Raw genomic sequence first — 12,363 nt, 5'->3', positions numbered from 1 at the left:
GGCCGTGACGTCCAGCCAGCCGCACCGGTGTCGTACCCCTGGATTAGGGTGCCCGACGATGACCGCACCGGAATCGCTCTCGCTCGCCCAGGCCCGCCGGGTCGCCCTGGCCGCCCAGGGCTTCGCCGACCCACCGCCCGCCGGCGTGCCCACCCGCCGGCACCTGCGCCGGGTGCTCGACCGGGTCGGGCTGATCCAGATGGACTCGGTCAACGTGCTGCAACGCGCGCACTACCTGCCGCTCTACAGCCGGCTCGGGCCCTACCCGACGGCCCTGCTCGCCGCCGCCGCCTACCGCCGCCCCCGCGAGCTGTTCGAATACTGGGGGCACGAGGCGTCGCTGGTCCCCGTCGGGCTGCACGCGGCGCTGCGCTGGCGGATGGCCAAGGCCCGCGACGAGGCGTGGGGCGGGATGCGCCGCATCGCGCAGGAGCAGCCCGAGCTGGTGGCGTGGGTGCGCGATGAGGTCGCCGCCCGGGGCCCGCTCACCGCCGCCGAGATCGAGCACGACGCGCCCCGGGAGACCGGCAACTGGGGCTGGAACTGGTCGACCGTGAAGCGGGCGCTGGAGTTCCTCTTCTGGGCCGGCGAGGTCACCGCCGCCGACCGCACCCCCTCGTTCGCGCGCCGCTACGACCTGCCCGAGCGGGTGTTGCCGGCCGCCGTGCTGGACGCGCCCACCCCGACCGACGCCGAGGCGCACCGCGCCCTCGTCGCGATCGCCGCCCGCTCGCTCGGCGTCGCCGCCGAGCCGGAGCTACGCGACTACTTCCGGCTGCCCGTCGCCGGGGCCCGGCGGGCGGTCGCCGAGCTGGTCGAGGCGGGCGAGCTGACCCCGGTCACGGTCGAGGGCTGGCGGCACCCGGCCTACCTGCACGCCACCGCCCGGCTGCCCCGCTGGGTGCGGGGCAACACCCTGGTCAGCCCGTTCGACCCGCTGGTGTGGGAGCGGGGCCGCACCGAGCGGCTGTTCGGCTTCGCCTACCGCATCGAGATCTACGTCCCGGCCCCGCAGCGGGTCCACGGCTACTACGTGCTGCCGTTCCTGCAGGGGGAGCGGTTCACCGCCCGGGTCGACCTCAAGGCCGACCGCAAGGCCGGCGTGCTGCTGGTGCCGGCCGCCTGGGGCGAGCCGGGCGTCGATGCGGGGGAGACGGCGGTGGCCCTGGCCGCCGAGCTGCACCGCCTGGCCGGCTGGCTGGGCCTCAGCGCGGTAGCCCCGCCCGCCGCCGGTGACCTCGCTGTTCCGCTGGCCGCCGCCCTGAGGAGCATGGCCGGTGTACCGTGAGCGGCGTGACGAGCGTCGACGGCCCGGCGGCCCCGCACCCGCACCCGCACCCTGACGCGCAGGCGCCCGCGCCCGCGCCGGGGGAGTGGCCGCCGGGGGCGTACCCGGTGGCGGAACCCGACCGGCTGACCCGCCTCGTGATGCGGGTGCACGCCCGGTCGCCGCGCTGGGCGGCCCCCCTGGCCGCGCTCGGCTGCGTCGGCCTCGGCATGGCGTACGCGCTGCTCAGCGACCCGACCCGGGCCGCGCCCGACGCCGCCCCCAGCTGCCTGCTGAAGCTCACCACCGGGCTGGACTGTCCGGGCTGCGGCGGCACCCGCGCGCTGTGGTACGTGCTGCACGGCGACCTGCCGGCCGCCGCCCGGCACCACTTCCTCTTCGTCTTCGCGCTGCCCTTCCTGACCTACCTGTTCGTCGCCTGGGCGGGCCGGCAGGCTTTCGGCTGGCGGCTGCCGCAGCCCCAGGTCAGCTCGAAGGTGATCGGCGGCTTCCTGGCCCTGTGGCTGGTCTTCTCGGTGGCCCGCAACCTGCCCTGGGCCCCCTTCACCTCCCTCTACGTCTGACCTGGGCCCCGCCTGGCCGGGGCCGCGTCTGACCTGGCCTGTGTCTGGCCCGGCCTGTGTCTGGCCCGGGCGGGCAGCTTGGCGCACGCCTGCGCGATCGGATGCGGAGCCTGCGGGCCATAGCGAGCTGAGTCGTTTACGACATCACCGCCGCCCACGGGCTGCCGCGACTCCGGCTGGGGCCCGACTCCGGCTGCGGCCCGGCCCCGGCCTCGTCCCGACCCCACCCTGATGTCGTAAATGACTCAGCTCCCTAGGCGGGAAACCGGGACGGTCCCTTCCGGTGGGCGACGCGCCGGGCCAGCGGGTGACCGCCGTTGCACCGGGCGCGCCCGACTTGGGCGGCCGGCCGGCGGGCCACTACAGTCCCTGGCATGCCGGAGATGGTGCAGCCCCAGGTCAAGCTGATCGCGTGGACCCAGTTCCAGGCCCCGGACGACGTGCCGTGGTCGACCGACGCCGAGGGCGGCCAGGCGCTCGCCGAGTTCGCCGGCCGGGCCTGCTACCAGAGCTGGTCCAAGCCGAACCCGGCCACCGCCACCAACGCCGGCTACCTGGCGCACATCCTGGAGGTGGGGCACCTGTCGGTGCTGGAGCACGGCTCGGTGAGCTTCTACTTCACCGGGGTGTCCCGCTCGTTCACCCACGAGCTGATCCGGCACCGGCACTTCTCCTACTCCCAGCTCTCCCAGCGGTACGTCCCCGAGCGCGACGCCGCGATGGTCGAGCCGGCGGTGATCGCCGACGACCCGGAGCTGCACAAGCGGTTCGTCGAGGCCGCCGAGGCGAGCGTGCGGGCGTACACGGAGCTGCTGGAGGGCCTGGAGCAGCGCTTCTCCGACGAGCCCAACCCGACGCTGCGCCGCAAGCAGGCCCGGCAGGCGGCCCGCGCGGTGCTGCCCAACGCCACCGAGACGCGGATCGTGGTCACCGGCAACTACCGGGCCTGGCGGCACTTCGTCGCGATGCGGGCCACCGAGCACGCCGACGTGGAGATCCGCGAGCTGGCCGTGGAGTGCCTGCGTCAGCTCCAGCGGGTCGCCCCGAACGTGTTCGCCGACTTCGTCATCTCCACGCTGCCCGACGGCACGGAGGTGGCGGCCAGCCCGCTCGCCGAGCTGTCCTGAACCCTTCCCCACCGGCCCGCCGGTGGTCGTCCGCTAGGTTGTGAGCATGACGCACGACCACCCTGTTGCCGCCGACCGGGCGGTGTCCCGCCCGTTCGGCCGAGTGCTCACGGCCATGGTGACCCCGTTCACCTCCGACGGTTCCCTGGACCTCGACGGCGCCGTACGCCTCGCGAACCACCTCGTCGACGAGCAGGGCAACGACGCGCTCGTGCTCAACGGCACCACCGGCGAGTCGCCCACCACCACCGACGCGGAGAAGGAACGCCTGATCCGGGCCGTGGTGGAGGCGATCGGCGACCGGGCGCGGGTGGTCGCCGGGGTCGGCACCAACGACACCCGGCACACCATCGAGCTGGCCGCGTCGGCCGAGAAGGCCGGCGCGCACGGCCTGCTGGTGGTGACCCCGTACTACAACAAGCCGCCGCAGAGCGGGCTGGTCCGGCACTTCACCGCCGTCGCGGACGCCACCGGGCTGCCGATCATGCTCTACGACATCCCGCACCGCTCCGGGGTGCCGATCGAGACCGAGACCCTGGTCCGGCTCGCCGAGCACGACCGCATCGTCGCGGTCAAGGACGCCAAGGGTGACCTCACCGCGACCTCGTGGGTGACCAGCCGCACCGACCTGGCCTTCTACAGCGGGGAGGACTCCCTCGTCCTGCCCGCGCTGGCGGTCGGCTGCGTCGGGGTCGTCGGCACCTCGACCCACTTCACCGGTGCGCTCACCCAGCGGATGATCGAGGCGTACGACGCGGGCGACCCCGGCACCGCGCTCGCCCTGCACCGGCGGCTGCTGCCCCTGTTCACCGGCGTCTTCCGCACCCAGGGCACGATCCTGGTCAAGGCGGGCCTGGCGGCCCTGGGCCTGCCGGCCGGCCCGGTGCGGCCCCCGCTGGTGGACGCCACCCCCGACGAGATCGCCCAGCTGCGCGCGGACTGCGCGGCGGCGGGTCTGGAGCTCCCCTGAGATGACCGAACGACACGACGGACGCCGGGCGACGGCGTCGCAGAATGAGGTGGACGCGTGACCGAGGCGCACAACGAGGGCGAACTGCCCCCGCCGCTGCCGGAGGGCGGCCTGCGGATCATCCCGCTCGGCGGGCTCGGCGCCATCGGTCGGAACATGACCGTCTTCGAGTACGACGGCAAGCTGCTCATCGTCGACTGCGGGGTGCTCTTCCCCGACGTCGAGCAACCGGGCGTGGACCTGATCCTGCCCGACTTCGGGCCGATCCTGGACCGGCTCGCCGACGTGCAGGCGATCGTGCTCACCCACGGCCACGAGGACCACATCGGCGCGGTGCCGTACCTGCTCGCCCACAAGCCGGACATTCCGCTGGTCGGCTCGCAGTTCACCCTCGCCCTGGTCGAGGCGAAGCTGGCCGAGCGGCGCATCCAGCCGTACACGCTGACCGTGCGGGAGGGCGGCCGGGAGCGGCTCGGCCCGTTCGAGTGCGAGTTCTTCGCCGTCAACCACTCGATCCCCGACGCCCTCGCGGTGGCCATCCGCACCCCCGCCGGCCTGGTGCTGCACACCGGCGACTTCAAGATGGACCAGCTCCCCCTGGACGGCCGGATCACCGACCTGGCCGGCTTCGCCCGGCTCGGCGCGGAGGGCGTCGACCTGCTGCTGTCGGACTCCACGAACGCGGAGATCCCCGGCTTCGTCACCCCGGAACGGGAGATCGGGCCGGTCCTCGACTCGATCTTCGCGAAGGCGAAGGGACGGATCATCGTCGCGTCGTTCGCCTCGCACGTGCACCGGGTGCAGCAGGTCTTCGACTCGGCCGTCGAGCACGGCCGCAAGGTGGCGCTGATCGGCCGCTCGATGGTCCGCAACATGGGCATCGCCCGGGACCTCGGCCTGCTCAACATCCCCGCCGGCCTGGTGATCAGCATCGAGGAGGCGACGGCGCTCCCGCCGGAGCAGATCGTGCTGATGTCCACCGGGTCGCAGGGCGAGCCGATGAGCGCGCTCGGCCGGATGGCCAGCGGCGACCACCGGCACATCACCATCGCCCCCGGTGACACGGTGGTGCTGGCGTCCTCGCTGGTGCCCGGCAACGAGACCTCGGTCTACCGGGTGATCAACCGGCTGGCCCGGGCCGGCGCGGTGGTCGTGCACAAGGACGTGGCGAAGGTCCACGTCTCCGGCCACGCCCCCGCCGGTGAGCTGCTCTACCTGCTCAACGTGACCCGCCCGAGCAACCTGATGCCGGTGCACGGCGAGTGGCGGCACCTGCGGGCCCACGCCCGCCTCGGCATCGAGTCCGGGGTCGCCCCGGACCGGGTGGTGCTCTGCGAGGACGGCGACGTCGTCGACCTGGTCGAGGGCCGCGCCAGCCTCGTCGGCCACGTCAAGAGCCGGTACGTCTACGTCGACGGCCTCGCCGTGGGCGACGTCAGCGAGTCCCTGCTCACGGAGCGGCGGATCCTCGGCGACGGCGGGTTCATCGCCACCACCGTCGTGGTCGACTCGGTCACCGGCAAGGTCGTGGGCGGCCCCACCGTCTCGGCGAAGGGCTTCTCGGAGGACCCGGAGGCGTTCAACCCGGTCGTGCCGCTGGTGACCGAGGCGCTGAACCGGGCCGCCGCCGACGGCATCACCGACCCGCACCAGCTCCAGCAGATCGTCCGGCGCACCGTCGGCCGGTGGGTCAACGACAAGTACCGCCGCCGGCCCATGATCGTGCCGACGGTCGTCGAGGTCTGACGCCCGCACCGCCGCGTTCCGCGCGTACCGACGCCGGCCCACCCCCGAGCGGTGGGCCGGCGTCGGCGCTTCTCCCGCCGGCCTGGGGTACGGACACCGACGCCGCAGGGTTCAACGCCGACGGGAAAAATTGTTCCGGGTCGATCGTTCAACCATCCGGCGGTTTGTCCCGTACTCCGTGCCGGCAGGCGTACCCGCGTCGGCCGGGAGGAGCGTGGCGGATGGACCGCAGACGGATGACAGCCATCGGCGTACTGGTGGTGGCGGCGGGAGCGGCGGCGGTCGTGGCCCTGCCGTCGTTCGCCGGGGAGGGTGCCGCGCCGCCGGCCGGGGACTCCGGGCGGGCCACCGCCCCGGCCGGGGTGGACCAGAAGGTCGTGGACGCGATGAGCCGCGACCTGCGGCTCACCCGCGAGCAGGCGGCGCAGCGGCTGAAGACCGAGCGCTGGGCCGCCGGCACCGTCGACAAGCTCCGGACCGAGCTGGGCGAGGACTACGGCGGCGCCTGGCTCAGCGCCGACGGCCGTACCCTGACCGTCGCGGTCGCCGACCCCGGCCGGGCCGACGCCGTACGCGCGGCCGGCGCGGTGCCGAAGCAGGTCGCCCGGGGCGTGGGGGAGCTGGACACCATGAAGACCCGGCTCGACCGGTCCGGCGGCGCGGTCGGCCGGGCCGTCACCGGCTGGTACGTCGACGCGCCCACCAACTCCGTCGTGGTGGTGGCCCGGGCGGGCCAGGAGGCGGCCGGTCGCCGGTTCGCGGCGGCCAGCGGGCTCCCGGCGTCGGCGGTGCGGGTGGTCAGCTCGACGCGGGCCCCCCGGCTGCTCGCCGACCTGCAGGGCGGCGACGCCTACCTCATCAACGGCAACTCCCGCTGCTCGGTCGGCTTCGCCGTGGTCGGCGGCTTCGTCACCGCCGGGCACTGCGGCCAGGCCGGCGACCGCACCACCGGGGTCGACGGCTCGCCGCAGGGCGTCTTCGCCGCGTCGTCCTTCCCCCGCGACGACTGGGGCGTCGTGCGGGTCACCGGCGACTTCCAGCCGCAGCCCGTGGTGAACGACTTCAACGGCGGCGCGGTGCCCGTCAACGGCTCGCAGGAGGCCCCCGTCGGCGCGTCGATCTGCCGCTCCGGCTCCACCACCGGGGCGTTCTGCGGGGTGATCCAGGCGAAGAACGCGACGGTCAACTACCCGGAGGGCACGGTCACCGGGCTGACCCAGACCAACGTCTGCGCCGAGCCGGGCGACTCCGGCGGGTCGTGGATCTCCGGTGACCAGGCGCAGGGTGTCACCTCGGGCGGGGCGGGCGACTGCACCGTCGGCGGGGTCACCTTCTTCCAGCCCGTCAACGAGATCCTCCAGGTCAACGGGCTGACCCTGGTCACCGCCGACGGTGGCAACAACCTCCAGAGCGGTCGCCGCGTGCGGCGCTGATTCCGCCCCGTGTGCCCTGACCGGCCCGGCACCACCGCGCGGGCCGGTCAGGGCGAGCCGGGCCGGTCAGGGCAGCGCCGCGACCGCCTCCGCGTACGCGACGCCGGTGGCCACGGCCGCGGTGACCAGCACGTCGAGCTGGGTGGGGGCCACCCCGTGGGCCAGGTCCGTGGTCACGTCGCCGGCCAGCACCAGCTCCCCGCTGCCGTCGTCGTGCGCGTACGCCTTCGGCAGCAGCCGGTCGTGGTTCCAGGCGTTGCAGAAGGCGTACGCCTCCGCGCGCCGCCCCGCCGCCAGCCGCCGGACGGCCAGCACCCGGGCGTGCAGGATCTCGCCCCGTTCGCCGGCCTGCCGGAACTCGATCACCGCCGGACCCCACCGCCCGACCACCGCCGGGCCGCGCATCGTCCAGGCGTCGCCGCGCCGGTCCAGGGCCTGGGTGACCAGGGCGACGGTCAGCGCCCCCACCTCGTCCCCGGCCAGTTCCCGCCCGGCCTCCCGCCCCGCCGGCCCGCTGCCGCCCTTGCCGCTGCCGTCGCGGTCTTCGTCGAACTCGTCGTTCCCGCCGTCGTCGTCGCTTCCGTCGTCGCCGGCCGCCTCGTCGGCGGGCAGCGGCACCACCGGACCGGCGACCGGCCGCTCGGCCAGCAGGGCCGCGATCCGGCCGGACTGGTGCCCGGTGCCGTTGCGGGCGTCGAAGCTGCCGGCGAGCCCCGTCGCCAGTTCGGCGAGCAGCCCGCCGAGCCGGGCCACGTCGATGTCGTCGCCGGCCCGACCGACGCCCCGCCCGGCGGGGGCGGCGGGTCCGGGCATCCGCCGGTCGCCCCGCCCCGCCTCGGCGGCGAGGGCGCACAGCAGCGCCCCGGCGGCGGCGAACTCCATCGCGGCCAGGTCGTCGGACGGACGGTCCAGCCGGGGCAGCTGCTCGGCGAGGATGTCCAGCCCCCGGTCCAGGTGCCCGCCCAGCGCGCAGAACCGCAGGTGCGCGGCGAGCTGCCCGAACGCCGTCCGCTCCCGCCGGTGCCGCCGGTACGCCGTGACGTGCGCCCGGCCCGCCCGCTCCGGCTCGCCGGCGCGCAGCAGCGGCAGCAGCGCCCCGGCCAGCGCCCGCTCCGGCTGGTCGGTGCAGTACGCCCCGCCGCCCCCGGCTGTCCCGGCCCCGCCAGCTCCGGCTGTCCCGGCCCCGCCAGTCTCGGCCGGGGTTGCCGCCGTCGGGCCGTCGACGATCGGGCGCAGCTCGGCCAGCGCCGCCGCCCAGTCACCCCAGCCGGCCAGCAGGTCGGCGCGGCGCGACGGGGCGCAGGCCGGACAGCCGGCGGCCGGGTCGGCGGGGGCGGTGCGCCAGCGGTCGTACCAGCGGCGGGCCTCCGGCTCGTCGCCGAGGTGGTCGGCGAGGCGGCAGCGCAGCTCGGCCACCAGATCGCTCACCGCCGGGTCGCCGGCCCCACCCGGGGCGGGCCGGGCCAGGCCCTTCAGCCCCGGCGTGGGCCGGGCCAGGTCGTCCAGCGCCGCGCGGGTCTGGCCCAGGCCGACCCGGGGCGTGCCGAACGCGGCCTCGACCGCGAAGCGCTGGTAGCGGCGCAGCTCGGCGGCCCGCTCGGCGACCGGCCCGGTCGTGGGGACCTCGGCGGTGGCGTCCGCGGAGGCGGCGTCGAGCAGCTCCCGGCAGCGGCGGACCGGCTCGAACAGCCGCCACCGCTCGCCCCGCCGCAGATACAGGTCCATCAGCGCGAACCGCGCGTCCAGCCCGGTGGCCAGGTCGCCGGCCGCGTCGGCGGCCGACGCGATCCGGTCCAGCTCGACGGCGCGTTCCTCCCCGTCGGGCAGGTCCCCGGCGGCGGCCAGCCGGTCGGCCCACCGGCGCGGCTGCCCGGTCACGGCCGCGCCCCGCCCGCGAGCTGCCCGACCGCGGCGGCGAGCTGACAGCCGGTCGAGATGCCACAGTCGAGCAGCTGGTCGAGCTGGTGCGGGGTCACCCCGCGCTCCAGATCGGCGATCACCTCGCCGCAGACCAGGGCCCGCCCGTCGTCGTCGACGTGCACGAACGCCTTGGGCCAGTACCGGTCGTGGTTCCACGAGTTGCAGAAGGCGTGCAGGGTCGGCACGTACTCGATCGGGAAGGTCGGCGCGGCTATCGTGCGCACCTGGAGGATCTCGCCGCCCGCCCCCATCCGCAGGAACCAGACGAGCGCGTCATCCCACCGGCCGAGCAGCCGGCCCGCCGGATCCGCCGCCACCGCGTACCCCCGACGGCGCAGCACGGCCGCGATCAGCTCGTCGGTCAGCGGCCGCAACGCCCCGGGGTGCCCGGCCAGGGGGCCGTCCGGGCCGTCCTCGATCTCGGGCGACGCCATCGGGCATCCCTTCTGAGGCGAATAACACAACAGGCGGCGTCGCCCGTGCTGCGACGCGCGGACACGACCCGGAAAAGCGGCGATCCGCCGGGTCCCGCCGTTACGGTGACTCTATGGCGGGCCGTACCTCTCAGGCGAGCCGGCGACGCGGCGCGTCGCCGCGCGGCACCACGAACAGTCGTGCCCGTCAGCCGGCGAAGAAGACCACCAAGGCGGCGCCCCGGCGGCGCACCGCCCCCCGGCCGGGGCCGGCCGTCCACGTGGGCCGGGCGATCGGTGCGGTGTGGATGGGGCTCGCGCACGGCGTCGGCTGGGCGGTGCGGGCCGCCGGCCGGCAGGCCGCCTCGGCCCGCGACCTCGACCCGGAGCACCGCCGCGACGGCGCGGGCCTGCTGCTGCTCGGGCTCTCCCTGCTCAGCGCGGTGGCCCTCTGGTTCTCCGGTGCCGGCCCGGTGGGTGCCCGGCTCGCCGACACCGTGCGGCTCTTCCTCGGCGCGATCTCGATCGTCGTCCCGGTGCTGTTGTCGATCGGGGCGTGGCGGCTGATGCGCACGCCGTCCGACCCGGAGCACCGGGGGCGGGGCCTGGTCGGCTGGGGGTCCATGCTGGTCGCCACCGCCGCGATGCTGCACATCGGACAGAACCCGGTGGACCCGGTCCAGCGTGACTATGCGGGCGGCCTGATCGGTGCGGGCGTCGGCAACGTGCTGGAGACCGCCGTGACCGCCTGGGTGGCCGTGCCGCTGCTGCTCCTGCTGCTGGTCTTCGGCCTGCTGGTGGTCACCGCGACGCCGATCAACAAGATCCCGGAGCGGCTCGGGCTGCTCGCCGGCGCGGTGGTCGGCCCGCCGCCGGCCGCCGAGGAGGCCGAGGCGGAGCCCGTCGAGAAGAAGCCGGCCCGCCGCCGCCCGGCCAAGCGCGCCGCGCCGCCGCTGCCGGACCCGGACGACTTCGATGAGGAGGCGTACGAGGGCGCCGACCTCCAGGAGACCGTGGTGCTGCCCCGCAAGCCCCCGGCGAAGGTGCCCGCCACCCGCAAGCCGGTCGAGCCGCCGGAGCACTCGCCGCCGCCCACCCGGGCGGAGCAGCTCGCGCTCACCGGCCTGGCCGGCGACTACACGCTGCCCCCGGCCAACCTGCTCAGCGGCGGGGCCGCCCCGAAGACCCGCAGCAAGGCCAACGACGAGGTCATCGCCGCCCTCACCGGCGTGTTCGACCAGTTCGGCGTCGACGCCGAGGTCACCGGCTTCACCCGGGGCCCGACGGTCACCCGGTACGAGGTGGAGCTGGGCCCGGGCGTGAAGGTCGAGCGGATCACCCAGCTCTCCCGCAACATCGCGTACGCGGTGAAGTCCCCGGACGTCCGCATCCTCAGCCCGATCCCGGGCAAGAGCGCGGTCGGTGTGGAGATCCCGAACACCGACCCGGAGAACGTGGCGCTCGGCGACGTGCTGCGCTCCCGCGCCGCCACCAGCGACCACCACCCGATGGTGGTGGCGCTCGGCAAGGACATCGAGGGCGGCTTCGTGGTGGCCAACCTCGCGAAGATGCCGCACATCCTGATCGCCGGGGCCACCGGCGCCGGCAAGTCGAGCTGCCTCAACACCCTGCTGGTGTCCATCCTCACCCGGGCCACGCCGGACGAGGTGCGGCTGCTGCTGATCGACCCGAAGCGCGTCGAGATGACCGGGTACGAGGGCATCCCGCACCTGGTCACCCCGATCGTGACCAACGCGAAGAAGGCGGCGGACTCGCTGGAGTGGGTCGTCCGCGAGATGGACATGCGCTACGACGACCTCGCCGCGAACGGGGTCCGACACATCGACGACTTCAACCGCAAGGTGCGCACGGGGGAGATCAAGGCCCCGCCGGGCAGCGAGCGGGAGATGCGGCCGTACCCGTACCTGCTGGTGATCGTGGACGAGCTGGCGGACCTGATGATGGTCGCCCCGCGCGACGTGGAGGACTCGGTCGTCCGCATCACCCAGCTCGCCCGGGCCGCCGGCATCCACCTGGTGCTGGCCACCCAGCGGCCCAGCGTGGACGTGGTCACCGGCCTGATCAAGGCCAACGTGCCGTCCCGGCTGGCGTTCGCCACCTCGTCGCTGGCCGACTCGCGGGTCATCCTCGACCAGCCGGGTGCGGAGAAGCTGCTGGGGCGCGGCGACGGGCTCTTCCTGCCGATGGGCGCGTCGAAGCCGATCCGCATCCAGGGCGCCTGGGTCACCGAGCGCGAGATCGCCGACGTGGTGAAGTTCTGCAAGGACCAGCGGGAGCCGGAGTTCCGCTCGGACGTGCTGGCCCCGGCACAGGACAACAAGAAGAAGATCGACGAGGAGATCGGCGACGACCTGGACCTGCTGGTGCAGGCGGTCGAGCTGGTGGTCACCTCGCAGTTCGGCTCGACGTCGATGCTCCAGCGCAAGCTGCGGGTCGGCTTCGCCAAGGCCGGCCGGTTGATGGACCTGATGGAGACCCGGGGCGTGGTCGGCCCGTCGGAGGGTTCCAAGGCCCGCGACGTGCTGGTCAAGCCGGACGAGCTGGAGGAGGTCCTCGCCGGCCTCGGCGGCGCGGACGACTGACCCGCCCGCCGGACCCCTTCCCGAGCCCTCCCCGGCCCCTTTCCGGCCCCTCCCCGGTTTCTTCGCGGCCTTTCTTCCGGCCCGGCACTTCGGCGCTGCCCCTGCTCTCGTCCTCCACCGGCGTGGCCGGGCAACGCTCTGAGCCCCGCTTCCCCGGTTGCCGGCCCCGACGCGGGCCGACCGAGCTTGCTCACCGTGGGTGATGGATCTGGCGATCTGACTCAGGGTCATGTTCAGTCCGGCGCGCCGGACTCGCCGCGCGCCCTTTGCTCTGCACCCAGGGACGCATCACCCCCTTGA

At 74.8% G+C, this 12,363-nt stretch carries 9 protein-coding genes; 7 read left to right on the top strand and 2 right to left on the bottom strand.

Annotated elements, in window-relative coordinates:
* The first annotated feature begins 58 nt into the window (after positions 1-58).
* From ACVMYR_RS06805 to ACVMYR_RS06780, 6 genes are all read left to right on the top strand, one after another.
* Entirely contained in the window at positions 59-1,288 is a 1,230-nt protein-coding gene (locus ACVMYR_RS06805) for a winged helix-turn-helix domain-containing protein (RefSeq protein WP_457121365.1), read from the top strand.
* A complete protein-coding gene (locus ACVMYR_RS06800; RefSeq protein WP_077936716.1) occupies positions 1,285-1,851 on the top strand; it encodes a DUF2752 domain-containing protein in 567 nt (188 codons plus the stop codon). Before ACVMYR_RS06805 ends, ACVMYR_RS06800 begins: the two co-directional genes overlap by 4 nt.
* Positions 1,852-2,234: 383 nt before the next feature.
* Entirely contained in the window at positions 2,235-2,978 is a 744-nt protein-coding gene (gene thyX, locus ACVMYR_RS06795) for an FAD-dependent thymidylate synthase (RefSeq protein ID WP_457121718.1), read from the top strand.
* Positions 2,979-3,024: 46 nt separating this feature from the next.
* A complete protein-coding gene (gene dapA / locus ACVMYR_RS06790; protein WP_043962432.1) occupies positions 3,025-3,948 on the top strand; it encodes a 4-hydroxy-tetrahydrodipicolinate synthase in 924 nt (307 codons plus the stop codon).
* A gap of 57 nt (positions 3,949-4,005) precedes the next feature.
* Entirely contained in the window at positions 4,006-5,694 is a 1,689-nt protein-coding gene (locus ACVMYR_RS06785; protein ID WP_077936717.1) for a ribonuclease J, read from the top strand.
* 221 nt (positions 5,695-5,915) lie between these two features.
* A complete protein-coding gene (locus ACVMYR_RS06780) occupies positions 5,916-7,127 on the top strand; it encodes a S1 family peptidase (protein WP_091277414.1) in 1,212 nt (403 codons plus the stop codon).
* 66 nt (positions 7,128-7,193) lie between these two features.
* Here the strand turns inward: ACVMYR_RS06780 and ACVMYR_RS06775 are convergent, their stop codons facing one another.
* Together ACVMYR_RS06775 and ACVMYR_RS06770 are read right to left on the bottom strand one after the other, a co-directional pair.
* The gene (locus ACVMYR_RS06775; RefSeq protein WP_457121364.1) at positions 7,194-9,005 is read right to left on the bottom strand and encodes a YbjN domain-containing protein; all 1,812 of its coding nucleotides are present in this window, start codon (positions 9,003-9,005) and stop codon (positions 7,194-7,196) included.
* Positions 9,002-9,481, bottom strand: a complete 480-nt coding sequence (locus ACVMYR_RS06770; RefSeq protein ID WP_043962436.1) for a type III secretion system chaperone family protein — start codon at positions 9,479-9,481, stop codon at positions 9,002-9,004. Before ACVMYR_RS06770 ends, ACVMYR_RS06775 begins: the two co-directional genes overlap by 4 nt.
* A 113-nt stretch (positions 9,482-9,594) precedes the next feature.
* Here ACVMYR_RS06770 and ACVMYR_RS06765 point away from each other — a divergent pair, with 113 nt between their 5' ends.
* Positions 9,595-12,063 carry an FtsK/SpoIIIE family DNA translocase gene (locus tag ACVMYR_RS06765; RefSeq protein WP_077936720.1) on the top strand — a complete coding sequence of 823 codons (2,469 nt, stop codon included), beginning with the start codon at positions 9,595-9,597 and terminating at the stop codon, positions 12,061-12,063.
* Positions 12,064-12,363: the final 300 nt, after the last annotated feature.

Source organism: Micromonospora sp. PTRAS2, assembly GCF_054052245.1.
The sequence above is the reverse complement of the archived record's forward strand: the minus strand, read 5'-3'. Positions and strand labels throughout refer to the sequence as shown.

Excerpts from the sequence above, each read along its gene's own strand:
- ACVMYR_RS06770 (WP_043962436.1), bottom strand. The coding sequence starts at position 9,481 with ATGGCGTCGCCCGAGATCGAGGACGGCCCGGACGGCCCCCTGGCCGGG.
- ACVMYR_RS06780 (WP_091277414.1), top strand. The coding sequence starts at position 5,916 with ATGGACCGCAGACGGATGACAGCCATCGGCGTACTGGTGGTGGCGGCG.
- thyX (WP_457121718.1), top strand. The coding sequence starts at position 2,235 with ATGGTGCAGCCCCAGGTCAAGCTGATCGCGTGGACCCAGTTCCAGGCC.
- dapA (WP_043962432.1), top strand. The coding sequence starts at position 3,025 with ATGACGCACGACCACCCTGTTGCCGCCGACCGGGCGGTGTCCCGCCCG.
- ACVMYR_RS06765 (WP_077936720.1), top strand. The coding sequence starts at position 9,595 with ATGGCGGGCCGTACCTCTCAGGCGAGCCGGCGACGCGGCGCGTCGCCG.
- ACVMYR_RS06805 (WP_457121365.1), top strand. The coding sequence starts at position 59 with ATGACCGCACCGGAATCGCTCTCGCTCGCCCAGGCCCGCCGGGTCGCC.